The organism is Methanosarcina flavescens (assembly GCF_001304615.2).
Taxonomy (GTDB): Archaea; Halobacteriota; Methanosarcinia; order Methanosarcinales; family Methanosarcinaceae; genus Methanosarcina; species Methanosarcina flavescens.
In genome coordinates this window covers 2146494-2173484 of the sequence record NZ_CP032683.1, presented here as the reverse complement: position 1 = coordinate 2173484, position 26991 = coordinate 2146494, and the positions used below count along the sequence as shown (strand labels likewise).

22 protein-coding genes and 2 tRNA genes are annotated in these 26991 nt (G+C 40.9%); 11 read left to right on the top strand and 13 right to left on the bottom strand.

Features of this window, described 5'->3' with window-relative positions:
* Window positions 1-14: 14 nt before the first annotated feature.
* Window positions 15-1163 (bottom strand): (Fe-S)-binding protein, encoded by a 1149-nt coding sequence (locus tag AOB57_RS09600; protein WP_054298263.1) that lies wholly within the window; start codon window positions 1161-1163, stop codon window positions 15-17.
* Window positions 1164-1627: 464 nt separating this feature from the next.
* Here AOB57_RS09600 and AOB57_RS09595 point away from each other — a divergent pair, with 464 nt between their 5' ends.
* The 6 genes from AOB57_RS09595 to AOB57_RS09570 all read left to right on the top strand — a co-directional run bounded on the left by AOB57_RS09595 (window position 1628) and on the right by AOB57_RS09570 (window position 10185).
* The gene (locus tag AOB57_RS09595; RefSeq protein WP_394339711.1) at window positions 1628-2188 is read left to right on the top strand and encodes a CDP-alcohol phosphatidyltransferase family protein; all 561 of its coding nucleotides are present in this window, start codon (window positions 1628-1630) and stop codon (window positions 2186-2188) included.
* Window positions 2189-2378: 190 nt separating this feature from the next.
* Window positions 2379-2456: transfer RNA gene (locus AOB57_RS09590), tRNA-Pro, on the top strand.
* A gap of 765 nt (window positions 2457-3221) precedes the next feature.
* On the top strand, window positions 3222-5924 hold the full coding sequence (gene mutS, locus AOB57_RS09585) for a DNA mismatch repair protein MutS (RefSeq protein ID WP_054298265.1): 2703 nt from the start codon (window positions 3222-3224) through the stop codon (window positions 5922-5924).
* A gap of 99 nt (window positions 5925-6023) precedes the next feature.
* A complete protein-coding gene (mutL, locus tag AOB57_RS09580; protein ID WP_054298266.1) occupies window positions 6024-7961 on the top strand; it encodes a DNA mismatch repair endonuclease MutL in 1938 nt (645 codons plus the stop codon).
* 546 nt (window positions 7962-8507) lie between these two features.
* Complete coding sequence (locus AOB57_RS09575; protein ID WP_054298267.1) at window positions 8508-9527, top strand: cobalt-precorrin-5B (C(1))-methyltransferase; 1020 nt, start codon at window positions 8508-8510, stop codon at window positions 9525-9527.
* Between the two features lie 70 nt (window positions 9528-9597).
* Window positions 9598-10185 carry a cobalt-precorrin-7 (C(5))-methyltransferase gene (locus tag AOB57_RS09570; RefSeq protein WP_054298268.1) on the top strand — a complete coding sequence of 196 codons (588 nt, stop codon included), beginning with the start codon at window positions 9598-9600 and terminating at the stop codon, window positions 10183-10185.
* 79 nt (window positions 10186-10264) lie between these two features.
* On the opposite strand, the gene AOB57_RS09565 is transcribed toward AOB57_RS09570, so the two are convergent.
* Complete coding sequence (locus AOB57_RS09565) at window positions 10265-11029, bottom strand: A24 family peptidase C-terminal domain-containing protein (protein WP_054298269.1); 765 nt, start codon at window positions 11027-11029, stop codon at window positions 10265-10267.
* Between the two features lie 320 nt (window positions 11030-11349).
* Here AOB57_RS09565 and AOB57_RS09560 point away from each other — a divergent pair.
* The 3 genes from AOB57_RS09560 to AOB57_RS09550 all read left to right on the top strand — a co-directional run bounded on the left by AOB57_RS09560 (window position 11350) and on the right by AOB57_RS09550 (window position 12969).
* Window positions 11350-11423: transfer RNA gene (locus tag AOB57_RS09560), tRNA-Val, on the top strand.
* Between the two features lie 491 nt (window positions 11424-11914).
* Window positions 11915-12121, top strand: coding sequence for a hypothetical protein (locus AOB57_RS09555; protein WP_054298270.1), 207 nt, complete (start codon window positions 11915-11917; stop codon window positions 12119-12121).
* Window positions 12122-12384: 263 nt separating this feature from the next.
* Window positions 12385-12969, top strand: coding sequence for a sugar O-acetyltransferase (locus AOB57_RS09550; RefSeq protein WP_449405487.1), 585 nt, complete (start codon window positions 12385-12387; stop codon window positions 12967-12969).
* A 119-nt stretch (window positions 12970-13088) separates the two neighbouring features.
* On the opposite strand, the gene AOB57_RS09545 is transcribed toward AOB57_RS09550, so the two are convergent.
* Both AOB57_RS09545 and AOB57_RS09540 read right to left on the bottom strand, forming a co-directional pair.
* The gene (locus tag AOB57_RS09545) at window positions 13089-13337 is read right to left on the bottom strand and encodes a DUF3006 domain-containing protein (protein ID WP_054298271.1); all 249 of its coding nucleotides are present in this window, start codon (window positions 13335-13337) and stop codon (window positions 13089-13091) included.
* Between the two features lie 2 nt (window positions 13338-13339).
* On the bottom strand, window positions 13340-14644 hold the full coding sequence (locus AOB57_RS09540) for a lamin tail domain-containing protein (RefSeq protein ID WP_054298272.1): 1305 nt from the start codon (window positions 14642-14644) through the stop codon (window positions 13340-13342).
* 562 nt (window positions 14645-15206) lie between these two features.
* Between AOB57_RS09540 and AOB57_RS09535 the strand changes: the two genes are divergently transcribed.
* The gene (locus AOB57_RS09535) at window positions 15207-16379 is read left to right on the top strand and encodes an amidohydrolase (protein ID WP_054298273.1); all 1173 of its coding nucleotides are present in this window, start codon (window positions 15207-15209) and stop codon (window positions 16377-16379) included.
* 286 nt (window positions 16380-16665) lie between these two features.
* Window positions 16666-17085: a hypothetical protein gene (locus AOB57_RS09530; protein WP_054298274.1), complete on the top strand. Its 420-nt coding sequence runs from the start codon at window positions 16666-16668 to the stop codon at window positions 17083-17085.
* A 498-nt stretch (window positions 17086-17583) separates the two neighbouring features.
* On the opposite strand, the gene AOB57_RS09525 is transcribed toward AOB57_RS09530, so the two are convergent.
* The 9 genes from AOB57_RS09525 to larE form a co-directional block, all read right to left on the bottom strand.
* Entirely contained in the window at window positions 17584-19635 is a 2052-nt protein-coding gene (locus tag AOB57_RS09525; protein ID WP_226999463.1) for a type II secretion system F family protein, read from the bottom strand.
* On the bottom strand, window positions 19569-21260 hold the full coding sequence (locus AOB57_RS09520; protein WP_054298276.1) for a type II/IV secretion system ATPase subunit: 1692 nt from the start codon (window positions 21258-21260) through the stop codon (window positions 19569-19571). Before AOB57_RS09520 ends, AOB57_RS09525 begins: the two co-directional genes overlap by 67 nt.
* A gap of 291 nt (window positions 21261-21551) precedes the next feature.
* A complete protein-coding gene (locus AOB57_RS09515) occupies window positions 21552-21887 on the bottom strand; it encodes a hypothetical protein (RefSeq protein ID WP_054298277.1) in 336 nt (111 codons plus the stop codon).
* Between the two features lie 199 nt (window positions 21888-22086).
* On the bottom strand, window positions 22087-22746 hold the full coding sequence (locus AOB57_RS09510; RefSeq protein ID WP_082384120.1) for a type IV pilin N-terminal domain-containing protein: 660 nt from the start codon (window positions 22744-22746) through the stop codon (window positions 22087-22089).
* Between the two features lie 245 nt (window positions 22747-22991).
* Complete coding sequence (locus AOB57_RS09505) at window positions 22992-24173, bottom strand: cysteine desulfurase (RefSeq protein WP_054298279.1); 1182 nt, start codon at window positions 24171-24173, stop codon at window positions 22992-22994.
* A 41-nt stretch (window positions 24174-24214) separates the two neighbouring features.
* Window positions 24215-24373, bottom strand: coding sequence for a hypothetical protein (locus tag AOB57_RS09500; RefSeq protein WP_167829589.1), 159 nt, complete (start codon window positions 24371-24373; stop codon window positions 24215-24217).
* Window positions 24374-24827: 454 nt separating this feature from the next.
* Window positions 24828-25364 carry a DUF531 domain-containing protein gene (locus tag AOB57_RS09495; RefSeq protein ID WP_054298280.1) on the bottom strand — a complete coding sequence of 179 codons (537 nt, stop codon included), beginning with the start codon at window positions 25362-25364 and terminating at the stop codon, window positions 24828-24830.
* Between the two features lie 157 nt (window positions 25365-25521).
* Window positions 25522-25962, bottom strand: coding sequence for a GNAT family N-acetyltransferase (locus AOB57_RS09490; RefSeq protein ID WP_054298281.1), 441 nt, complete (start codon window positions 25960-25962; stop codon window positions 25522-25524).
* A gap of 111 nt (window positions 25963-26073) precedes the next feature.
* Window positions 26074-26904: an ATP-dependent sacrificial sulfur transferase LarE gene (gene larE, locus AOB57_RS09485; protein WP_054298282.1), complete on the bottom strand. Its 831-nt coding sequence runs from the start codon at window positions 26902-26904 to the stop codon at window positions 26074-26076.
* Window positions 26905-26991: the final 87 nt, after the last annotated feature.

The following is a 26991-nucleotide window of genomic DNA, read 5'->3' as shown; positions in this document are numbered from 1 at the left end:
TCATAAACTTTCCGTTATAAATCGTCAGATTTCCCGTATCCTGAAATGCAGAGTCTGTAAGCTTTGTTGATGAGTTCAAGCATTCTTGTATCTTCCCTCTCAATTTTTATTCCACAGGCGAGGGAAAGATATTCTGCAAGGTCGAAAACTTTTATTTTTTCACCCTTCCCGGCTTCAATAAGATTCTGCATGCAGCCCCCACAGTTTGTGATAATTACATCGCAGCCCAATTTTTCAGCAGCCCTGTAGCGATCGGAAGCTATATCTAGCGATTCGGATGGGTAATTGACCCTTACCCCACCTCCGAAACCGCAGCAGGCTGAATTTTCCGTGGTTTCGTTGGCAAGTTCGGTACCCTGTATACTCTCAAGCACATCTCTCGCTTCCTGGTATACGCCCATTGCCCTGGTCAGATGGCAGGGATCGTGATAAAAGACTCTATGCTTGAGGACAGTTTCAGGAATAAGTTTTCCTTCTCTTACCAGAAGTTCAAGGTACTGGGAAACGTGCAGCACCTGAAAATCAAGTTTATCAAACATTCTCGGATAGATATCTTTAAACGCTTTAAAGCAGCCTGGACAGGCAGTAATAAGAATTTTCGCTCCTCTTTTTCTAATTTCCTCAATATTGCGCTGTCCGTTTCTGCGCATAGGTCCAGGATCGCCTGCGCCTGCGGACACAGCTCCGCAACAGTACTCAACCCCGCTAAGGACAGTATAATCGACTGCTGCTTTCTCCAGCAGTGCAACTGCAGACTGCGCCATGATTTTGTTGATATATGTGCCTGCACAACCGGGAAAATACACTACCGAGCCTGGGCTATTCTTATATATAGGGGTTTCATCAAGCTCGGCAATTTTCCTGAAAAGGTTGTTTTTAGATTCGGGATCTACCATCGTCTGCCTGTCGGTAAGCCCGTTTTCATTAGCCCATTTCTGTCTGGCAGGAGAAATAAGCATTTTAATTCCCAGGGTCTCGGGGCAGGCATCCACACAGAGCCCGCAGGTCAGGCAACGCAACAGGGACTTGGGATCAATCTCTGCTTTCCCCTCAAGGTAACTGTAAAGCCGGCCAAGCAAGCAGAGGTCATTGTAGCGAGGACAGACTTCAAGACATTGTCCGCATTCCGTACAATTTGACCTGTGCTTTTCTACTATTTCCATTTTTCAACTCCATATCATTTTAAGCTAGTGAAGCTTATTCTATCTTAACAGGCATCTTTTAAAGATATCTTTAATATGGTCATTGAAACTACCTTTTTGATAGAATATCACTAAACATTCCTTCTAATATGAAATCTTAAAGGTTCTTTCTAATAAGAAATCGTTGGAAAACTACCAGAAACATGTAGGGTAATATAGGGTAATTACTAAAACTCTCGGTCTGGATGGGATTTTTTCACTGTCCAGTATGTATTCTGTACGGAGAATTGTCTCTAGGACTGTGAGAAATCTTCAGAAGGAAATTAAAATAACTTGACAGATTTTTCCAAAAAAGATAAGCTAATGTTCAACGATATCATCATTATATAAGTAGCTATATATGTAGTCGGCAAAAGGATGGGATATAAATCTTCGACGAACTCAAGAACAGCGCAAGAAAATTGATAATACCCTTTGCCTGCCTGATTCCCTTGTCTCCAAATACCCTTACTTTACTGGGTTTTGCCGTTAGCGTGGCTGCAGGAGCAGCATTCACTCTGGGAAAACCTTTTGCGGGAGGGCTTCTGATCCTTTTCAGCGGGATCTTCGATGTTCTTGACGGGGGAGTCGCAAGGGCAAAAGATCGGATCACACCTTTTGGGGGCGTGCTTGATTCGGTTTGCGATCGTTACTCTGATGGCATAGTGTTCCTGGGGATAATCGCAGGTGCGGTTAACGGCAGGCTTGTTCTCTCTCCAATCCTGCAAATAGAAGTCTGGCTATGGGCAGGCTATGCCCTGATTGGCTCCTTCCTTGTAAGCTACACCCGTGCCCGCGCAGAATCCGCAGGCTGCCGGAAACTGTCTGTCGGTGTTGCCGAACGCACGGAAAGGATGATTATTCTGGCTCTGGGAGGGCTTTCAGGTTTTCTTGGCTGGGCTCTAGTTTTGATAGCCGTATTTTCCCACATTACCATTATCCAGAGAGTCCTGCGGGCAAAAAGTATACTGAGCAAGGCTTCAGAAGCTGATTTTCAAAAACCTTGACAGCGCAGGTAATGTTAGAAAAGCCAGAAATAGTGACATCTGTAAATTCCGAATTATAACTGAAGAAAGGTTAAAGAGAATATCTTGACTTTCTTCTACCGATACTCATTTATACTACATATTTGATTACAATAGTTGACGAGGCAAACAAAGAAAGAGATTTGCCATTGAGAAGTATAACCTACCCTGTGGGGCCGTAGGGTAGCCTGGTCCATCCTGCAAGACTGGGGGTCTTGCGACCTGAGTCCAAATCTCAGCGGCCCCACCAAAATTTTTATTAGATCTTATTTTTAACACTTCTTTACTCATTGTCCTACATTATTCTCGATATTATTGGCTTTTTAGCCCACAGTTAAATTTCAAACATTTAATTGTTTTATCACCGCTCGAGTATGATTTTGGAGCCTTATGTAGAATTTTGAATAATTTTTTTCATACATTGCATCCTTCCTGGTACAAAGCAATCTACATTTTCTAAAAAAATATATGAAATCCAAAGATCACTCAATTGAATTATAAAAATTTAGTAGGATGTAAAGTTATTTAGAAAAATATATTCACTACTATGAAATATCAATAAATATTATTAGTCTTGTTTATCTTTGCTCATTTCACTTATTCTTTCACGTTTATACTTCTCTCGAATTTTTTCGATCATCTCTTCATTAGCCTCAATAACGAAAGCTCCTATATACCCGCACTCCTTGCAGTGGTAAACTGTGCCTGCATACCCGCCAACTTCATAGTATAAATCTGCGTTTCCGCATACAGGGCAAACTTCAATGAGTTTTTCCCTTTCCAGAGCAAATCCTCCTTCAAGACGGCTTGCAATACCGAATTGTTAAATATATATAAGAAGGATGATTTTAATAAAAATATAGCATCTAACTATCAAGTACCAAAGGGTACTAACTATTTTTCAGGGAACCCTGATAAGGATAAGGCTGTATTCAGGGAGTCCTGAAATACCCGGAACTCTTTGTAAAATTCACAGCTTTACACAGAAACATTCAAGACTTACAGTGAGTAAAAAATGAAAGAAACGTTGACCCCTGCAATGCGCCAGTATTATGAAGTCAAGCAAGCATATCCTGACACCCTGATCTTCTTCCGTATGGGAGACTTTTACGAATCATTCGGAGAAGATGCAAAAACTATTGCAAAAGAACTTGAAATCACTCTTACAGCCCGGGGAAAAGACAGGTCCGGAAAGAGAATGCCGCTTGCAGGAATACCCTACCATGCAGTTGACACTTATCTGCCGAGGCTAATAAATAAAGGGTACAAAGTGGCAATTTGCGAACAGCTTGAAGACCCGAAGCAGGCAAAGGGAGTTGTAAAGAGAGGGGTTGTCAGGGTGGTCACACCCGGCACGGCAATTGATTCTTCCATGTTTTCGGATGCCTCTAACAATTACTTGATGGCAGTTGCAGGGCGGGAAATCGGAAAGTCCAGCAGGAATGCTGAAAAAGAAATAGAACTTGGAGTCTCCTTTCTGGACATCTCGACAGGAGAATTCCTTACAACGCAGTTTCGAGACTCGGAAAATTTTGAAAAGCTTCTAAGCGAGCTTGCCCGCATGCGGCCTTCCGAATGCATCCTCCCTCCATCCCTTTATGGAAATTCCGACCTTACAGACCGACTGAAAGCTCAGACTATTGTGCAAGAGTTTGTTCCTCAGGTTTCAGAAATCGAGGAAGCCGAAGAACGACTGAAAGCACATTTCAAAGTTGAAACCCTTGAAGGCATGGGCTGTGAGAAACTTGGCTTTGCAATTTATTCAGCCTGGGCTGCTCTCGAATACGCCCAGACAACGCAAATGAGGGAGCTTACTCATATCAATACATTGAGAACCTACTCAAACTCCGAATTCATGATTCTTGATTCCGTAACCCTGCGGAATCTTGAGATTGTAAAAAACGTACGGGATGAGGGGGACGCAAATTCCCTTTATCGCATTCTTGACTGCACAAAAACACCAATGGGGAGCCGTACTCTGAAAAAGTGGCTTTTGAAGCCTCTACTTTCCGTAGAGAAGATCAACCTTCGGCTCGATGCTGTGGAAGAGCTGGCAGCAAATCCTCTGCTCCGCTACGACCTGCGGAGCTGGCTTTCCGAGGTCAGGGATATAGAACGCCTTGTAGGCAGGATAGTGTACGGGAACTCAAATGCAAGGGATCTTGTAGCCCTGAAAAAATCACTTGGTGTCCTGCCTCCTATCCGCGATTCCCTCATGGAGACAGTCAAGTCTGAACTTTTAAATGAGATTGCAGTCGAACTTGCATCATTTTCCGAACTTGAAAACCTGGCAGAAACAATAGGCCGAGCAGTTGTTGACGAACCGCCTGTCTCGGTCCGTGAAGGAGGTATGATAAAGCCGGGGTACAGTGCAGAACTTGATGAGCTGCGGAATATCGCCAGCAGCAGCAAGCAGTGGATTGCAAATTTTCAGCAGAAAGAAAGGGAACGAAGTGGGATAAAATCCCTTAAAGTGGGGTACAATAAGGTTTTCGGATATTACATAGAGGTAACCAATGCCAATAGCAGCCAGGTGCCTGAAGACTATATCAGAAAGCAGACCATGGCAAATGCCGAGCGTTTTTTTACCCCAGAACTCAAGGAGAAAGAGAGCCTTATCTTAACTGCCAATGAAAAAGCTATAGCTCTCGAATATGAAATCTTTACCGAAATCGTGAATACACTGTCAGCCCATTCAAGAGAACTTCAGGAGATTGCCGAGAGAACAGGTTCACTTGATGTCCTTGCAGCTCTCGCTGAAACTGCAGAAACTAACAATTACATAAGGCCCCAGCTTACTGACGATTGCAGGATTCTTATACGGGACGGAAGGCATCCAGTAGTTGAGAAAACAGTATCTGGCGGCTTTGTGCCTAATGACACCGAAATGGACTGTAAGGAAAATCAGTTTTTGCTGGTAACAGGCCCGAACATGGCAGGAAAGTCTACCTACATGCGACAGACTGCGCTTATCGCTATTATGGCTCAGGCAGGTTCCTTTGTCCCTGCATCCTATGCCTCAATAGGGATTATTGACCAGGTCTTTACAAGAATAGGGGCTTTTGATGACCTTGCAAGTGGGCAAAGCACGTTTATGGTAGAAATGATTGAGCTCGCAAATATTCTGAATAATGCAAGCCCAAGAAGTCTTGTGCTGCTTGATGAGATCGGCAGGGGAACAAGTACCTATGACGGATACAGCATCGCAAAAGCCGTTGTGGAATTCCTGCATAATAGAGGAAGAGTTGGAATGAGGGCACTGTTCGCAACTCATTACCACCAGCTTACATCGCTCGAAAATAAACTGAAAAGGGTTAAAAACTACCATATTGCAGTAAAAGAAGAAGGTCACGAACTTATCTTCCTGCGAAAGATCGTGCCAGGTGCAACAGATAGGAGTTACGGAATCCATGTTGCAAGGCTTGCTGGCGTCCCGGAAAAGGTAATCGAAAGGGCAAATGAGATTCTTAAGGAACTCGAAAGAGAAAACGTGCTTGAGGAAGCTGAAGGCGGCGAGAATGGGAAAAAGAGAAAAAGCAAAGCATCCACACGTTATACCCAGATGATGCTTTTTGATCCCGGAAGCAGCAGTGGAAACCAATTAGAGGAAAACAGACCCAGTCCCGTAGAAGTTGCTCTGAAAAAGTTGAATGTGGAAGAAATGACACCAATAGAGGCTCTGAATAAACTTCATGAGCTGAAAAGATTACTCGATTGAGAAGGCTCTGAATAAGCCCAATGAGCTGAAAAGCTGCTTATTGAAGGGTCGATTAAAGGATATCCGATAAAACCTCTCTAATTTGGACGGAGTAAAGCAATGAAGAAAGAATATCCTGAAGGGAAGGAAAAAGTTCAGGGAAATAGAATCCGAATCCTTGATAAAGATACTATAAATAAAATCGCAGCAGGAGAAGTAATAGAGCGTCCTGTATCAGTAGTAAAGGAATTAATAGACAATTCAATCGATGCTAGAGCTACGGATATCCGCATCGAAATTGAAAAAGGTGGAAAACGTTCGATCCTTGTCCGAGACAACGGCTGCGGGATGAGCCGGGAAGATGCCCTGCTCGCATATAAAAAGCACGCAACGAGCAAGCTCATGTATATCGAAGATCTTAATACTATTTCCACGATGGGTTTCAGGGGAGAAGCGCTTTCGTCTATTACAGCCGTTGCAAAGGTGGAAATTCTTACCCGGCAGCAGGAAGAAATTACAGGCACCAGGATAGTGATCCATGGGGGGAAAGTACTGGAAACCTTGGATGCGGGCACGGCTCCGGGCACGGCTGTACATGTAAAAGACCTGTTTTACAATACACCTGCAAGGCAGAAATATCTCAAAAGCGACCGTACCGAGCTTGCCCATATTACCGATACGGTCATGCGTCTTGCCCTGGCAAACCCGGAGATTTCTTTCACCCTGCTGAGTGACGGAAAACCAGTCATAAGAAATGCGGGCTCAAACGACCCTTTTAAGAGTATTGTAAACCTGCTTGGACCGGATACAGCGCGTTCAATGCTTCCCCTGGAGTACAGGACAGAAGACTTTGAGATCAGAGGATATATCTCAAAACCCGAAACCACGCGAAGAGATAGTGACCAGCTTTTCTTTTTCGTAAATACCCGTCCGGTGATTTCAAGAGCTATCAATAAAGCTGTCCTTGAAGGATATTACACCAGAATTCCAAAAGAACGCTATCCAGTGGCAGTACTTTCGCTTGATATTGATCCCGGGGAAGTAGATGTGAATGTTCATCCCCGTAAAGCCGAGGTGCGCTTCAGCCGGGAAAAAGAGATTGGAGATGCGGTCACACTTGCAATTGAGAAGGTGCTTTCTGAAAGTAATCTTGTTACCGAGATCAGAGAAAGAAGAGACCGGATTCAAAAAACCTTCGAAATTCCAGAATCTTCGGGTAGATTACAGGTCTCAGAAGCTGCGGAAATTTTTGGAAAAATCGTGACCGGAAAGACAAGAAGTACTCATGGGACCTCCAACTTTCCTGAAAGCGGTGGGGCTCTGAGAGAAAAAGCTGAAAGATACTCCTATCCGGTAAAAGATACTGAAAGGAAACTGAAAAAATCTGAAAGGCTGCTGGACTTTACCTCTAAGGATGGAATACTGGGAATTCCGGATAATAGAAATCCTGAAAACAGGAACGAACTGGAAATAAATAAGGACTCTCTTGAAGACTTGCGGGTTATTGGGCAGGTTTCTAGGCTGTATATCCTTGCCGAAAAAGGGGAAGACCTAGTGCTTATTGACCAGCATGCTGCTCATGAACGAATTCTCTACGAGCAGATCCTGAGAATGAAAAAATCCAGGGTGCAGGAACTAATCACACCTATAACAATAGATCTTACCCCTAAAGAAAAAGTGCTTATGGAAGAATATATTCCCTATCTTGAAGACTACGGTTTCGGGATTTCAGAGTTCGGCGATAATACATATGTGGTTACCTTCGTGCCTGAGGTTTTCGGACGGCTCGAAGGTTCGGAAATTATTCATGATGTAGTCTCTGATCTTCTAGCTTCAGGGAGAGTTAAAAAGGATACAGGAATCTCGGAGAGAGTCTGCAAAACCCTTGCATGCAGGGCTGCAATCAAAGCGGGAGCAGCCTGCAGCCCAGGGCAGATGGAGGAACTCATAGAGCAGCTTAAAAAGGCTGAAAATCCCTACTCTTGCCCTCACGGCAGGCCAACTGTGATCACATTTACGAAAGGAGAACTGGACCGCATGTTTGCAAGAATCCAGTAAAATTACTTTAAAGTAAATTAACTGGATTCTAAAGAGACGCCTGCTCCGTTGAGTTAGAAACATAATCATAAACCTGATATACACAGATTATACAGATAACATATAAGTGAAATTTCAATAATCAGCTGACATACTCTTATATTAAAAAATGTTCTGTGTTTCCTATACATTTATATAACATAACTTATGATGTAGTACTTGGTGTCAGGCGAGTTCTGGCATCCGAATAGGCATCATTCCACAAGGCTATTTTTCACACACCAACCCCCAAAAATCCCAAAAGGAACGCCCTCCAATCGTTCCAGAATCCAGGATAAAACCCCATTTCCGAAAAACAAATCCCCCGATCCTGGAATGATGCCACCTCTTTTCTATACATTTTTTTTCTATAATTCTTTAGTTTTTAATTGGTTCAGGCTTAGCTTCTGACGAAACTCAGTGATCTTCCTCATGAAGTCCGGCAAGACTTCCCCCGGAAATTAGTTGAGATATTTTCTGATTTTCACGTCAATACATTTATAATAAAAAACCTACGAGTATTCTTCCATGATAGATCCTGTTAACAATTTCAAGATCCCTGAAGAATGGATTCTCCGCACTGGCATTCCGAGGGAAGAACTTGAAAAAAAAGTAGCATCCGGGATGGTTGTGGTTCTAAGTGATGGATCTGTTCTCAAAAGAGGATACACTACAGGAACCACAGCAAGTGCTGCTGCAAAAGCCGCTGTTCTCTCTCTCAGGAAAACAGTTGACAGCGTGTCCGTCCCCACTCCTGTTGGACTGAGAGCTCAGCTTGAGGTCAGCGAAGCCTCAAAGGGGCGTGCAGTTGTAAAAAAGATTCAGAACGATCACGAATCCGACATTACCCGGGGGCTTGAATTTGTGGGCGAAGCCAGGGAATCCGAAGGAATCCGCATTCTCGGAGGAAAAGGCATAGGAATTGTTAGAAGGGACGGGCTCCAGGTTCCAAGAGGCCAGCCAGCTATTAACCCGAAGCCAATGGAACAGATAAAGGCAGCAGTGAAGGAAGCCGTAGATGAACTGGGTTTGAAAGGAGCCGAGGTTATAATCTCAATTCCGGATGGGGAAAAGATCGGAAAGGAAACCCTGAACAGCAAGATAGGTGTGGAAGGCGGAATTTCCATACTTGGGAGCACGGGTTTTGTTGAGCCCTGGAATGACCATCTTGGAGAGATGAAAGGAGACCTTATCCGCTGCACAGATAAAGTTGTCCTGACCACAGGCAGGATAGGAATGCGCTACTCCCATATGCTTTTCCCTGATTACACCGTTGTTATGGTCGGAAGCAGGATTTCAGAAGGGCTTGAGTATGCCTCTGGCGATGTAATTATTTGTGGGCTCCCCGGTCTTGTCCTTAAATGGGGAAACCCTGATATGCTTGAAGGCAGCGGATATGCAACTGTTGTCGAGATGCTTGAGAAAAAGCCTGAACACCCACGCCTGAAAGAAGCCTTCGAGATGGCTATAGAGAAAGGGAAGGGTGCAAGAATCGTGGTAATTGACAGGGATGGCTCGGTCCTCATGGACAGCAAAAGAGAAAGTTAAGCAGGAATTACTGAAAAATTAAAACGAAAGAATGGAAAGGCTAAAAATAGACAGATAAAGGGGAAAAATAATGATTGTGGTAGGAGTCGGAGTTGGGCCGGGAATGCTCACGGAAGAAGGAATAGAAGCCATAAGGAAAGCCTCTGTGGTTTATGGCGCAAAAAGAGCCCTTGAAATTGCTGAGAAATACATTAACTGTGAAGCAAAACCGATTAAGGACTATAAATCGCTTCATCTCCTGCCAGCCGATGCAGTTGTGTTGTCCACAGGTGATCCAATGTTTTCAGGGCTCGGAAAATTTGCAGGGGAGAAGGATAAGGTGATTCCGGGGATTTCTTCAATGCAGGTAGCCTGTGCGCGTACCAGGGTGAACCTGACAAATCTCTGTGCAATTACAGCTCATGGCAGAGACCCCGAGCCTGCAAAAGCCGAACTAATCCGGGAATTGAAGAATGGAAGAAATATATTTCTTCTGCCGGATGAGAATTTCGGCTCGCTTGAGGTCGCAGAAGTCCTGAGAGAGCTGGGCATTGAAGCCGAACTCTATACTTGCGAAAACCTGGGCTATCCTGAAGAAAGGATTGCAAGAGGCACGCCTGAAAATCCGCCTGTACCTAAGACAATGCTTTACGGACTGCTTGTTGTACAGAAGAGGTAAGTTTCTAAAAAGAGATTCTCTTAAACTGAATCTGGCTAGCAGCAGGTTGCTAAATCGAATGAGAACGATAATTGTCCTGTTAACCTGTTATAAAGTGTATAACCGTATAAAAGATTAAATCTCCAAAAATAACAGCGGTTATAAAGCCCGCTGTAATTGAAAGCATGAACGGCAGACCTGGAGTAACCCAGATATCTCTCCCAATCAACCCTTTTTTCAGGTATTCTTCAAGTTCAGGCTTCTGGTCTGCATCGAAATTAAGTCCTGTACGGGCGAGCCTTCTTTTGAGACTTCCGGTTTCGTCAAGCTCAAATTTTTCAAGCAAGCCAAGATGTTTCTTATTTTTCAGGGAAGAGATCTCAGTCCTGTAGCCTATGAACATATAAAGCGGTTTTTTGACCATTTCGGGCGAGAAATGCAGGAGATTGTAGCAGAACATTCCTAGCGGGACAATTGTCGTCAGCAGGAGAGCATTCCCAAGCACCGTAAAAGTAAAAAGCCCCACAGGCGGAAGCCCGAGAAGGGGATATATTTCTCCTGAGATCTTAAAAACTGGGTAGGTCGGAAAAAGGATGGAAAGCACTATCAGCCCCTTCGCATCCCCGCCTCCGAAAGCCCCGAACTGGAAAAGAATATAAACGACAGTAAAAACAATGACTCCTGAAAAAACAAGCTGCATAAGATATGAAATCCCCACGGTAAAAAGCTCATAGAATATAAATATCGAGCCTGCTGTAAGCATGTATTTCCAGACCTTATTTGAGACCATGCGGGATTCAAGGTCGGAATAACATGAATACAGCAAAAAAGGCATGCTGAAGAGAATTTTGAGGATTTCTATCATTTATAACCCTTTACTGAAATTAATGTCTTTAGATTTATTAACATTTATTACTTATTTACTTTATTGATACTGAGGAAAAATTCTCCGGCAAAACAGATAGAATCTTAGATTATTAATGCTGGTTCAGCCGGCGTGAAAAAAAAAGCTGGGCAGTGGATAAAAAACGTGGATAAAAACCGGATCAGATCGAGTAAAATATAAAAAAAATCTTTCATACCGCATGGAGGCAGCCCTGAGCATCATTAACAAGCGATAAGCTTATACATAGGAAGTTCTATTTTATGGTTGCTTAGCCCTCTTAATTTTCAATTTCAATTCATGGGCTCGTGGTCTAGATGGTTATGACGTCGCCTTCACACGGCGGAGGTCCTGAGTTCGAATCTCAGCGGGCCCACTCTGATTTTTATTATTTTTATTTTCTGATTTTAAGTGTGTATAGAGCTTTCTAGTGCTTCAAGTCTTGCTTCAAGGTCGGATTTAGATTCTGGTTGTGAAACTTTAAGTTCGAAGTTAAGCTCTTCTTCAAGGACATTAAATAGACATGCATGCCTTATCTCTTATCCTGAAGGAATAGCCTCTCTAAAGGCTGAAAATAAAGAAGCTACTAATTAAAGTTATTGATTAAAACTTTAAAAATAATTTTTGGAAAAGTTCCTCAATAGATGTTGTGGCGAAGACCAAAAACAATATGTAAATGAGACAGTATCATCTATTTCGCCTGCTTTTTGTACCCATTTGACTAATTTGGTATTATCAATATCTCTGAAACACTATTGAACTAACATTAGTTCAATAAGATAACTATTTATAGGAAGTATCTGTATTTACTATTAAAGTAAATTAAAGAGAACTTTACAGTGGGGAGAAAAACAGTGGGGTAAATACATGAAACAGAATGATCCATATTTCAGGCGGTTTGACAACGCAATAGGTTATGATGGTGCTGTAATTCGCGGGGGGAACAGCATTGAAGTTCGGATAATGAGAGGTCTTCGCTCACTTGGGTTTTTTCTGTACTTGTTTCTAGCATCTTTGCCAATAGCTTATGTGCTGATAAAAATATCCTCAATGATCTTTGGAAAAATAATGTAAACAATGATTCCAGGTAAAAAGGTATGACCTTGAGGTTATACTGGAGATTGAATTGTAGCTCATCGACTCCAAATCACTATTTCTGATCTCCAGCTTAACCTTCTTTTCCTATATTTTAATTCTTATTTTAAGGTCAGATTTTTCTTTGAATTGTGTGATTTTAAGTTTACAACTAAGCAGTTCTTCAAGAGTAATTAAATAAACAGTTCTTCAAGAGCAATTAAATAAACAGAATTACCATTTTACTAAGGAGGGAAACAATAGTGCCTGAAATGACTGAAAAAGAGAAAGCAGCTCGGGGATTATTATATAATGCAATGTATGATAAAGAACTGATCGAAGAACGAGCTTATTGTAAAGCAATCTGCTACGAATATAATCAACTCCATCCAGCAAAAACTGAGGAAAGGGAAGCTTTAATCCAGAAACTTTTTGGCAAAATCGGAGGTCCTTTTCTTATTGAGCCTCCATTTATATGCGACTACGGTTACAACATCGAAATAGGCAGCAATTTCTATGCAAATCACAACTGTATCATCCTTGATACAGCAAAGGTTATTTTTGGGGATAATGTAATGATCGCTCCAAACTGTGGTTTCTATACAGCTGGACACCCGCTTGACGCAGAGCGTCGTAACGCAGGGCTGGAGTATGCTCATCCGATTAAAGTCGGCAACAACGTATGGATAGGTGGCAATGTTGTCGTACTGCCCGGCGTAACTATCGGAGATAATGCCGTTATCGGCGCCGGAAGTGTTGTGACAAAAGATATTCCGCCTGGGATTGTCGCTGTTGGGAATCCCTGCAGGGTTATTCGTGAGATTACCGATGAAGATAAAAAATTTTAATCCTTGTTTTTGCGAGTCTTATCTCAAATTTATATGTAGACTGGAGTAGATACTTTAAAGTCTCAATTCAAATACTATAACCCAAGCTATTATCAGAGAAACAAATCTAATAAACAGTTTTATTTCGTTCCTTGATTCTTACTCTTAAGCTTCTCAAGCAAGCCTGATACTCTTTCCTTAGCATCCTCAATCTCCTGCACATCTCTGGTGATGGTAATATCCAGAATATCACCTTCTTTACTTTCAGCAGGCAGCAAAAAAAGAGGTATATTAATTTTTATTGACTCACCATCCCTTACAAGCAGCACTGCGTTACCTTCTTCTATGCGGTCAAGGGTAACTTTGAAATTCTCTCTAAAGTTCTTCATCTTCAGCTCTCCAGTTTTGAAACAAGTTTTCCACTATCATCGTAGAGATATGCTGTGTCACCATTGTTGTTCCATACAGGGTTGTCTAATTGCCAGTAAAGCTCAGTAGCTGAGTTCGCACCCTTTCCGGTAAACACAGTTACTGTTGTTCCTGCATTCAGGGTGTAAGACTGAAACGTATAGGTGTGTTTACTGCCTTCATCTTCAATCTTCCAGCCGTTCAGAGAAACGGGAGAAGCCCCTGTGTTTGATATCTGAACCCATTCGTCCTGAAGATTCAGGTCGCTCACATACACGGTTGGTTCGGTGGAGCTTGAATCCACATATTCTTCGGATTGTACCTCTGCTGTTGAATCTGTAGAGGCGTAAGCTTCATTTCTACTGGAGGTATTTCTGGTTTTTTCAGTTGTTACAGTATAAGTTGATCCATCTGTTGTAATTACTATTGTGCCATCCAGATCCGTTCTATATACTGTTGAGACCTTCTGCAGCCTGTCAAGAACCTCGGCATGAGGGTGCCCATAGTCATTTCCTGCTCCAACTTCGACTATACTTACTTCAGGACTTACAGCTGAAATAAAGGTTCTTCCACTGCCTGATCTGCTTGCATGATGTCCAACCTTGAGAATATCAGAATCTACATCATATCCAGCTTCTATTATATATTCTTCTGATTCCAGACCTGCATCTCCCATGAGCAAAAACGAAGTTTCGCCATACGTTACTTTGAGAACCACGGAGTTTTCATTTAGCTCGTCGGAGTATATGCTTGCAGGATTTAACACTTCTATATCAACAGCAGGGTCAAAGTCAATTTTATGACCAGCCTGAACTACCTCAAAAGGAATATCCTTCGTATCAATAATGATCAGCATATTCTCATAGGTTTTAGAAGTATGAGGGTATCCACTGTCAACAAAATGTTCTACCGGGAAGTTGTTAAGAATATCATCCATACCGCCAATATGATCCGAATGTGGGTGGGTTGCAACTACATAATCCAGTGTTGAAATTCCCTGGTTCTGCAAGTAAGCTGTGACAACTTTTCCCTGGTCCCTTTCTCCTGAGTCGACTAGCATGAATTTTCCATCAAGCTCCAGGAGGATTGAGTCACCCTGACCAACATCCAGGAAATGTACGGTAAGGTTCTGGCCTGATACAGTGACAGTATTTTGAGCAGCTACTGTGGAGGGAGACGTTTGTTCCGAAACTGTTCCAAGAGGAGTTTCTTCTGGATCCGTACACCCGGCTGCAATGAGTACCAGGGTCAGGACGAAGGCTGCAGCAGTCAGTTGTGAAAATCTCATAATTATATTAATGCGTCGGAAATATTAGAAATTTGCATTGAGCTTTCTTAAAACTTATTTTTTTCTTGAAAGGTATAAAGATGAAATTAATATCAGAAAGGTGCTTCAGGCTTAATTTTTAAAAGTATATCCGATTTCAAATCTTTCTATACTAATGCAAGTGATCTACCTTTTCTTCCTCTTGCATTCTTCATTCTTACAACTGCAGGATCTATTGGATGTAAGTTTCAGGATAGGTTCAATAGCAGGAAAAAAGAGTAAAAGGAGCTATATTAGTCTCCTCTTTATATTTTTACTCGAATGCTCCTTTTTTGGATACTGAAATGTATTTTTTCTTGTTTTCCGTATCTGTCCCGATTTCGTTCTTTACTGTCAGGCTGACAGTGTATTTTCCGGTTTCATTTCTGAATCTGTATTTTCGTCACTTATGTTCCAGGATTTTTCTAGATTATTATCTTTTATCATCATTCTAGAAGATTTAATTTTATATTTTACTAGGAAATTATATTAATTTATTTAATCGAAGCTAATATAAATTCTATAATCAGGGGAGGGAATATTTATGAAAAAAATAATTAAAAATGCAAAAATCTATACAATGTCAGAAGCTGGGATATTAGAAAATGCAGACATACTGATACAGGATGATAAAATAGCAGAAATAGGCACAATAAATGAAGAAGACGTAGAAGCAGACGATATAATTGATGTCGCTGGTAAATTTGTTTTCCCTGGCTTTATAGATGCTCACTCACATGTAGGAATTTTTGAAGATTCTATGGGTTTTGAAGGAGCAGACGGTAACGAAGATACTGATCCTGTGACACCACATCTCAGAGCAATTGATGGAATAAATCCTCTCGATATTTGTTTCAGTGAGGCGTTAAGCTCCGGGGTAACTGCAACAGCAACAGGTCCAGGCAGTGCTAATGTTATTGGTGGGCAGTTTGCTGCAATAAAAACCTATGGTACAAGAATAGACAATATGATAATTAAAGCACCTGTTGCAATGAAAATTGCTTTTGGAGAAAATCCAAAAAGAGTTTATAAAGAAAAAAATAAGACTCCAGTAACTCGGATGGCAACAGCAGCTATGTTAAGAGATGTCCTTTTTAAGGCAGCTGAATACATATCTAAAAAAGAGAAATCTGCTGCAAAAAATGAAGAAGTACCTGAATATAATATAAAGTATGAAAGCCTGATTCCAGTCCTGAAAGGTGAAATCCCATTAAAAGCTCATGCACACAGGGCTGATGATATTTATACCGCAATTAGAATCGCCAAAGAGTTCAACCTGAAACTTACATTAGAGCATGTAACTGATGGATATTTGATGCTTGATGAACTTAAAAAAGAAAAGTATCCATGTATAATTGGACCCAATCTCGCTGGAAGAACAAAGATAGAGCTTAAAAACTTAAGTTTTAAAAATCCGGGGTTATTATCAAAAAATGGCATAATGGTTGCAATTATGACAGACCATCCTGTAATTCCAATTCAGTATCTTGCTCTTTGCGCGGCGCTATCTGTTAAAGATGGAATGGATGAATATGAAGCTCTCAAAGCAATAACCATACATCCGGCCAAAATACTGGGTATAGATGACAGAATTGGCAGTATTGAAAAGGGTAAGGATGCTGACATTGTCATTATGGATGGTCACCCATTTGATACATTTTCTACCACTCACATGGTTTTGGTAGATGGTGAAATCGCTTATAAGGCAGAGAAATAATATGGTTATTGTACACCAAGAAGTTACTGATCTGGAGAATTGACAAAAGAGATCCTTATAAAAAGATTGCTTTTGAGAAAATAAAATCTATCGATGATAATTCCTGTATCTTACGCACTAATTTATTTATACCTGTTAGTAGTTTAATTAATTACGAATATTAAAGATATTAATACTGCTAAAAATGATTCTTTTTGAAAGTCCTGAGTTGTCTTCTTTTCAGAAATCGGTATATGTCGCACCCCTACAAATTGTGTTAGAGAATCTTTACAGGAGATAATTTGCTATGACAACTGCTGAAGAAACAGAAAAAGCCAATTTGATAAAACTAAAAACAGTAGTTGAAAAGATCGAAGAAACCCCGGATGACAAGATGTTACATACGCTTATTGTAGAGCTTAAAAACTTATCCGGCAAACAATATCCTGTAACCGATGATGCTATCAGAGAACATTTTGGATTTGAGCCTACAAAAGAAATAGACGAAGATACCCGAAAGACATGTGTCTACTATACTCACCATGTTTTAAAAGAGCATATTAACTGCGGCATAAAGACAATTGCAAGAATCAGGGGAGATAGTGTTATCGAAGGTGTGAGTCCAGATTACTCTGGAACGTTTAAAGAAGTAAAGCGGATGATAACAAAAACTAGTTTACGTGCGCCAAAATTTATTGGTAATGAAGGCCTCCTGTATAACGAATAATCCAGACAGTGTGATCAAAAGTAGATTAACCGATAGTTGGAATAAAGTAAGGTTCCTCATTACACTAATCTTCAAAAGTTTGTGTCCAGATTCCTTCCTCATTGTTTAACCTGAGTTTGTCAAAGATTTAAAACTATTTTATTCATATGAAGAAAATGCTTCTATAATCGAAGTCTGGTAGATCCAAGCTATGAACTGGCATGAAAAAAGAATAAACGAAAAACGCTCTCATGCCTTTTGGAGTGATATCGGCCTCTAGCTTTAGAACTCCATGTTTTTGTAAAAGGGAAAATATTTTACCTGTACTGGCTAAAATTACTGCCCTTATTTCGAGGAAATCATTAATAGGGCTCAGTTTATGTAACAGTTCGCAGACTTTTATTTTCTATGCAACCTTATTTCTACGCAGATGATTTTGAAGCATCATTTGCTCCGGCAGATAAAAAAGTGAGACAGGGCTTTCCGAATGAAGCCCTTCATTCTCTAAACTAAACAGGCTCAAACAAGGTAAGTAAATGCCAGATAAGTAATTATCACCATGCTGACGCTATATTTCAGGCCCAGATAAGCAGAACCCTGTCCCATCTTTCCAGCAATAAGCCCCGAAGTAACAGCCTGTACCAGGGCTGAATGGAACATGAGCATATTATATTCATCTATATTGAAATAGCTGTTTCCTATTCCTCCGGTTCCCCCTGACTGGGAAGCAGTTGTGAACGAGGCGGTTTGCGGGAAGAAGTCGGTAGCCAGAATATAGACTATGAAAAGGAAGACAAAAAAGGATATATAGATAGTGACAATGTAGATCACCATTTGTGATGAGCGCTCTTTCTTCAGTCCCTGTTCGATCTTAGCCTGTGCAGCAGTGATAGAGAGTACACTTGTAAGGTCACTTGTAGATTCGTTTGCTTTTACCAGAATATGAATAATCCTGCTTGAAGAAGCTGTTCTGATACTGTTCTCAAGCTTCATGAGAGCTCTTGAAGTGGAAGTACCCCAGGATAGATCCTCCTTTAACTTCATGAGTTCTTTACTTAAAATGCCCATTTTCGATTCTGCTATTAATTTTAAAGAATTCGCAAGTAAAATTCCAGAGTCGTTCATGCTGGAGAGATTTCTTAAAAAGTCAGGCATCCTCTCATCTATCTTGCGTATTCTCCAGACTTTGATCTCATAAAAAATAATGAAGGGAATCAGGAGAATGATAGTAAAGATAATAATATAGTCATCAACTGAGGTAGCCAGCTTGATAGCACCTTCACTGACATGGTCAAAATTTATGTTCAACAGAGGGCTAAAACTGAGATGATTTGCAATACTTTCTGGAAGATTGGTGAGATAAAGTAGACCAGCCGGAACTGCAATAAAAAACGTGTATCTTGGTTCGTCCCGAAGAGTTCTGTAGGGATTTAGCAGCATATCTTTGATAATAGAGAGCTGCCTGTACATCCTGTACTTCTTACTCCTCTCTTCTTCCTTCTCTTTGGTGAGCCCTGACTCGATTTCCGGGATGTCGGAAAGGTTTATTGAAAAACTGGAGACCTTACCTTTCTTAGGGTTGAAAGAAAGTTCTCCCACAGTATCGAGAATTACCAAATAGAGCAGGGTTGCAACAGGCAATATTACATAGATAAGCATGTAAAGAACCTGGGTTGAAGCAGGTTTGAAGAACTGCAGTACAACAAGGGTCACCATTATGAAAAGAGGACCTGCAACCAGTGCTGTCACATAAACTTCGGCAAGAACATCAAGTCTCTGCAATAGACTTCTATTCGCCAGTTCTGCCATATGCTGATATTGATCAGCCTTGCTTTTTATATACTCATTAATGGTTCCGCTGCTTGAAATAATGATTAGCCCGTCAATAAAGTCCTTAAAAACATCTGAAGGGGTACGTTCTTTTGCAGATTTGAGAGCGCTTATGAAGTCTTTTCCAAGATAGTCCATATCTCTCACAATATAGGATATTTCTTCCGCACTCGCACCAAATATATGGGTATACATGTTAATGGATCTGAACACGTCATAAACCGACATGCCTCCTTTCGTCAGAGCATACATATAGGTTATTGACGGAAGCATGGATTTATCTATACAGGCTCGCCGGTTATTTGACTGAAAGTAGGGATAACTGTATACCAGAAAAAAAACAATAAGAGAACATATAATGAACACTACAATAGCGGTTAAAATTGCAAGAGGGTAAACATATTTTGCTGCATAACCTGCATTTGTAGAATTCAGGAAAAGGCTGAGGCGGGAAACCGGATCACCAAAAATTTTAAGTCCCAGCGATAAGCCGAAAATACCTCCAGCAGTTCCTGCTATTATAGAATACATTAAGGCAGAAGCCATGTACTGATCCACTGTCATGGAAATATGGGATTGGCGTATCTTTACTTTTAAATCTTTAAAGCTTTCTCTATTTTTGTAAAAGAAATCTCCAAAGTATCTGTATGCAAGTTTATCCACAGCAGTATAAATCATGCTCCCCCCTCTTGAGCAGCCATATCCTTTATCATAGTCTGCAAGGTATCGTCCTCGATACATTCCATAACCATCTTAGGATAGCTCTGATATGCCTGGACTACAATAGATACCTGGATATAGTCCCTTATGTTTTTTTCATACATGTATGTCAGTATTTTTCTTCGATTGTCCATTTCAGTTCTCAGCTGAGTGGTATCCCAACCTCGAGAATACATAATCTCCTGCATGATGTGGGAATCTCCCACTTTGATGAAATAATCTTCAGAAGGTTCCCAGTTGAAAAGCTCATTTATGCCAAGATCCCCTGTCTCAGGGTCAACATTAAGAATTTCCACGAGACTCTGGGTTCTTCTAACTCTTTTCTCTCCGATGTATGCTTGTTTTTGAATACAGAGTACATCAAGAGACTGCAGCATTACATTTGGTACATTTATTGGTTCGTGCGTAAGCCTGTTTATAACAGTCTGCACATCTCCTGCGTGCATAGTTGAACTTGTTGCATGCCCTGTTGACATTGCCTGGAAAAGAGTCAGAGCCTCACTGCCTCTCACTTCACCCACAATAATGAAATCGGGACGCTGCCTGAGAGCAGCTTTCAAGAGGTCAAACATGGAAATTTCTCCCGTTGAGTCTCTGGCAAAACTCTGCCTTGCAATCCCGGAAACCCAGTTGTTATGATAGAGCAGGAGTTCCCGCGTATCTTCTATAGAGACTATCTTGGCTGTTGAAGGCATAAACAGGGACGTAGCATTGAGCATAGAAGTTTTCCCCGATGCTGTTCCTCCCGCAAAAAGAATGTTGTGACCGTTCTCAATGACCAACCAGAGATATACTAGCATGTCAAGATCACACGTTTTATAGCTAAGCAAGTCTATCGGAGTAATGGGGTCTTTCCTGAACTTACGGATGGCAAAAGAACTGCCTCTAGGAGTAATTTCCCTTCCTAAAATAGCCTGAAGTCTCGATCCTTCCAGAAGTCTTGCATCTACAATTGGCTGGCTTACAGATACATGCTTGTTATTCAACTGGCACATTTTAACTACAAGGGCATCAAGTTCTTCGTCTTTAAAATGAATATTACTCTCAATATTGAGATACTTTGTATGATAAATGAAAAGTGGGATATCTGCTCCATCACACGAAATGTCTTCTATATAAGGATCATAAAGAAGCGGATTAATTTTTTCGTAACCTAACATATTTCTTTTAAGATAATATATTATCTTATGAAGGGCTGCGTTTGAGATTTCAGCCCTGTAATTTTCAAGAAGGAAGAGAGCTTTATCCACAAGAAACGCATCCTTTTCGGAAACAGAATTTGTAGAGCCTAAAACTAGGATATCCTGAAAATCTTCATAAATCCGTTCAAGAATCTCTTTTTCAAACTTTGTAAGCGAAGGTTCGATAAGTCTATAGTATCTTGTTCTGCGATCTTCCAGAATTGATACAAAATTGTAAGGCTCCTGAAGCCAGTACCTTTCGATTTCTTTGAATCCATCAGGCACTATAAAATCTACAAGAGGCCCATCCTTTTCAGGATCATAGGCTGGCAGAGTTCTTAGTGGCTTGTCAAAGTAAACTTTAACCTTCTTTATGACCTCTGAAATGGAGGTGTAATCACCTTTTTTCCCCAATAACCCCGAAATAAACTTACTCTTCGCTAGCGTTTGTTTTACTTCATCCATGAAACATCCCTCGTTTTTTAATTAAGATATATAAGCTCAATCTCTTTTAAAAACTTTCTACTTTCCATGGCAGCATAATTATATTTTAAGGAGTTGATTCTGGAATCAAAGCTCAATCAAATTCTTACCTCAAAATACATACTCAGTCGAAAGAGTGAACGGACTTAACTAAAAAGAAATTTATCACACTTCTTTCTATAAGGGAAGCGAAAATACCGAAAAACAGGTCTTGTTTCGGATTAAAGAAGCTTATGATAATGCGTAAGGAGGCAATTAACTTAGAAAACTATTTCATAAAGTGTTCCTCAGATCTTTTGAACAATAAAAGGAGAATTTTAAGTTTTTTCTACTCCCTGCCTCAACCTCTAATTCATAAGTCAGAGTTTTCCCGGAATATTCTATGTAAACTCCCACATAATCAATCATAACAGTTTTTCCACTGCTTTCGTTTGCATTTCCAGAAGCTAAGAACCTGACCCGGAGTTTTTCAAGCTCGTCGGTATTTTTTATATACTCAGGTTGATCATCAGTTGGGTCATAGAGAGTGTAGGTAACATTAGCAAGTATACACGCGTGAAAATAATCTTCGTTATTATTTTTATTACCCTTATATTTGTACACTCCCATATTACCTCTATGATTAGAAGCTATTTGCGTCCAGTTAGAGCCATCAGTAGATACTTCCAGTTCTAACTTGTCGACGCTGCAGTCATGAGATGAGTAGATTATTTTAACAGGATCTTTGAAAAGTCTGAAATACCCATCTCATCCGCATCTATTCCAAACTCATACACTTCGTACCAATCTGAATTTGGGAGAGGAGCTTCTACAAAACTCCATCATTTATTGTTCCAACCTGCTCCATGGGTAACCACCCTAAAGTACTGTCATAAACACTCCCATATGGATAAGGAGTTATCCAACCCAGAGTTTTCACTGGAACTGGCTGGAGTACGGTTTTCTGGATCACTTGCTGAGATGGTATGTGCACGATGAGCAGGTCTATAGAATCCTTGCTGGTGAGAGAAATTCTACTTTCTTTAGTATTAATTATTATGCGGTCTCCAAGAGTCAGAGTATTATCAGAGAGAGCATCATCAATGGAGACTTTTCCATCAGGTTTCAGGATTTTAACTTCGGAGTCGGACATACTATAAGTCCTGCTAAACTCATCTGGCATCCCATAGTTGCCGGAAAGTATTATATTGATTGCGAATTTATCAATAGCTTCTCCCCCAGCATGGACAATCTGCACAGTATTGTTAACTGCATAAATACTTTCACAAAAGTCGACGTGCGGAATATGTTCCGGGATTCCAGCCCCGCCATCAGAATATACCATAAGAGCTATTACAGAAAAAGCCAAAACTACTACAGTCATCATTAACATTTGACCTATTACCTCTGAGACTGCATCGCAGTCCTGTCTAATTGCACTGCTTTTAGAGCCCTTCCAAATAGAGAACAACTTCAAAAAATTATTCATTTGTCTTTGGATTATTTTTATATGAATATTAACTTAACTATTGGTGGGGAAGGTAGGGAATGATAAGGTGAAGAATGATAAGCTTTCATGCAGCAAAGTACAGATTTTTGTTAAAAGTATTATAAGAGTCTCTTGTCAGGAAGACAGTCAGAGGATATTCTTTCTTACTGAGAACAGAATTAAAAACCAATAATAAAATTAAGAAATATGGTTATAAGAAAAATGCGAAGGTTGTAAACGCTTTTTTAAGAAACGAGAGCTTTAAGGCCGGCAACTGCATTTACCAGTATATCTACTTCTTCTTCTGTATTATATAATGCAAAAGAAGCTCTTACAGTGCTGTCCACCTTCAGGAAACGTACAATTGGGATTGCACAGTGATGTCCGCTTCTTACACAGATTTTCCTGGTCTGGTCAAGAATCAGGGCAACATCATGGGCATGAAGCCCTTTTACATTAAAAGGTACTATTCCTGCCCTATCATCAGGCCCATAAACCTCTACATGCTCTAGTTCGGAAAGTCTTTTTGCAGTTTCAGTGGACAATTTTATTTCGTGCGACTCTATTTCCGAAACTCCTATTTTTTTTACATATTCGACTGCTTTTCCTAAGGCTATAACTCCTGGAATGTTTGGAGTGCCAGCTTCAAAACAGGCAGGAGAAGGTTCCAGTACGTAAGTGCACCCTTCAATATCCGAAATCGTACCTCCTCCCACTGAGGCACTATCGAGAACATCTGGTTCTTTAATATAAAGTACGCCAGTGCCCTGCGGTCCAAGTAGTCCTTTATGCCCTGCAGTTGCAAAAAAGTCACAATCCAGATCTTTAAGACTAACTGGCATATGCCCTGCGGACTGAGCCCCGTCTATCAGGGTTTTTATGCCATTTCGATGGGCAAGTCTCGTGACTTTTTTTACATCCTGAATGGAACCGAAGACGTTTGAAACCTGAGTTATGGCAACCAGTCTTGTTTTCTCAGTAAAAGCCTCCTCTATAGAAGAGATATCGATCTTTCCCTCGCTGTCAGGACTTATAACCGTAACTTTTACGCCTTTTTTCTGTAAGCGCAGCCAGGGAAGAAGATTTGAATGATGTTCTAGCAGGGTCGTAATAATATGATCCCCAGCTTCCCAGGGATAGCTGTTTGCAATGAGATTTATACCTTCAGTGGTATTTTTCATAAAAACGGTTTTTGAAGGCTCTGCGTCCAGGAAACTCGCAACTGTTTCCCTTGCATCTTCATAACGATTTGTAGCTTCCCTTGCTAAACGGTGTGCACCTCTCCCATGGTTGCCAGCATACCTGTAAAAGTACTCGACCATGGCTTCGACTGCAGGTATCGGTGTCTGAGTAGTTGCCGTACTATCAAGGTACACGACTTCTTTTAAAACAGGGAAATCTTCACGGACCGCATATACATCGTACATGCTTCTTTTTAGGAACGAGGAATAAAAAAAGGTTGTGCAGGTTATTTCCCCTGCATCCCGCCTATCATAAAGCGGTAAAGGTCTAATTCGTCTGAGTCCAGGTTGTCAGTACAGCCTTTTACCACAGAATGATAACTGCTTTCCCGGCACTTATTTCCATATCCGTTTCTTTTCCTGTTTTCGTGCTTTAATTCACTCATAATTTTCCTCCTGTCTCTTCAAATCTTGCGCTTACATGCGGGTCAGAGTTAGTCCTTCTGGATACGAGAGCCCTGCAATCCGGGTTAAAGTTCCCATCCTTTTCACATGCGGCGTTGAGTGCAGGTTAGAATTCCCAGTCTTTCAAACGAATTTCAGTAAAATTAATTCTCTAAATCCCTGAAGACAAAAACCTGCATTAAGGTCAAACCCTTCGATTTTTCTGGATTAAAACCTGAAAGCAAGCCGGAATTCTATTTCCTCTGGGCTAAAAACCCCATAATAGCGCGACAAGCGTTGTACTTACCCACAACAAGTACTAATTGTCAGTTGCAATATATATTCATTCCGGAATTTCTTTTAAATTATCTTAAAATTTTTAGCGAAACCAAATATTTTAAGTAAATGATTGAAGTGACTCTCCTGTACTCGACTTCAAAATATTATAATGGGAGTTCACTTTTTAGTTTCAAGACTTGCCATGAGCCCTGAAAGATAGGCCGGAATTGCCCCAATTGCAGTACAGGTCTCAAAAGAAAGGCCTTTGCCGGTAATGTCAAGATGATATTTTCCTCTCTCGAAAAGTTCTTTCGGAAGCCCTTTGTGTCCCAGCCCTACAAGAAATAGAAAAGAGCGGTTTCTAAAGGCTTCTTCGGCGATTTTTACGGGTGTAACCTGCTTTTTTGGGTTAGGTTTTGAGGTAGTAATTACGATTTCTCCAAAATGGGATGGAAAACCTTTTTTTGGAAGTTCGGATACCGACAGGTGGTTCTTTTCATAAAGGATCTTTAGATAACTTCCCGATTCCCCTATTGTGGTTTTTTCCATCACGTAGGCTACCAGTTCTTCTGCAGTCATTTTAAAAGGAAAATCATAAAGAGCAAGGTGGAATCCAAAAGCATGGCAAATCGGAGCAGCTCTTGCAATTGCACGGTAGTGAGCATCGAGAATTTTAATCTTATCATAGGTATTTACTATTCCAAGGGTAAGCATATGCTGCCTCATGTGCTTTTGCGTAAATAATGTTTCGTCCTGCAAGTTCTGGTAAGATTGCTTTCCCCCTATCCTCAAAATCATGAATTATCAGACTTTTTATATTAAGGATTGCCAATTAGACTTAACTCAGAAAATAAAGACTTAAGATCAAAGTCTAGTTGCAGGAATATCTCATTGCGAACTGCGTGCATTTTTCAAAATGCTCACACATTTTGCAATCTTCCCAGAGCAGTAACTTTTTGAGATTTTTAATTTTCTCGAAATTAAGCTTCTCAAAAAATTGGGGCGCAGTCGTCCTGACATAGAGATCACAGGCTGGCTCGTCAATTGTTGTCAGGAGACGCTTAACAAGCCTGGTTCCGATACCTTTTCCCCGAAAGTTGGGATGGACAGCAATGGAATGAAGCTCCAGAAATCTCTTGTCTTGAGACCCAGACATTATAAGAGCAGCGCATCCTCTAATTTGTCCATCAATCTCAGCTACAAAGAAATCCTCGGCTTTGAGCCCCTCCATATCGAGAAAATAAGTTGAGAGAAGCCTCTGAATTTCTTGCAGGTCTGATTTACCAGCTTTTCGAATCAGAATTTCTTTCATGTCTTTTCAATAAAACGTTTAACAATTAGATTTTCTCTAATCTTCTCGCGATTGCTTATTTTTTCCCAGATTAATTTCACAAAATCCCTTTATCTTATCAGGATGAGACTCTCAGCGTTTTATAATCTCTTTTTCCCGGATGTAAGGCTCGTCCATGCTTCCGCTTCGGAAACCCTCAAGGTCAAGGGTTATGTAGTCAAAGCCCAGGGATTTTAAATGACGCACAATTTTTTCTCTTTTCCGCAGAACATCCTCAAATTCCTCCTGAATCACCTCGATCCGGGCAAGGTATTCATGCATCCTGACCCTGAACTGGGAAAAACCCAGGGAAAAGAGAAAATCTTCGGCTTTTTCGACTTTCTGAAGTGATTCGACAGTTATCGGCTGCCCGTAAGGAAAACGTGTAGCAAGGCAGGCTGCGGAAGGTCGGCTGGCTGCTGAAAGAAAAAGCTTCGACGCAATCTCCCTGATTTGTTCTTTTGTTACATCAAATTCCATAAAAGGAGAAAAAATCTTTTCTCCCGCTTCCTGTACTGCCCTGTAGCCCGGGCGGTATTCTCCCTGCAGTTCGGAGGAATTTGTGCCTTCAAGCACAACGTGGTATCCCGCTTTTTCCGCGAAATCCAGAAGGGTTTCAAGCAGGGCTTTTTTACAGAAATAACACCTATTTAATGTATTTGCTGAAAAATAAGGAAGGCTCAACTGGGAGAAAGGAAGAATTTTATGCTCAATTCCGATCTCACAGGCAGTCTTGACAGCTGTTTCAAGCTGTCTCCTTGGAAAGAGTGGGGAATCTATGGTCACGGCGATTGCTTTTTCCCCAAGGGCTTCAAAAGCAAGGGCTGCAAGAGTCGTACTATCTACTCCCCCTGAGAATGCAACGACCACACTTCCTCTGGCTTTTATAGCCTCCTTTATCAGTTCGATCTTTTCAGCAACCATTAGTAACGGATTTTAGCTAATAAGATATATGTATTTGCCAAGCCTATAGTCAGCTACCTGACATGATTGGAAAAAATATCAATGTGT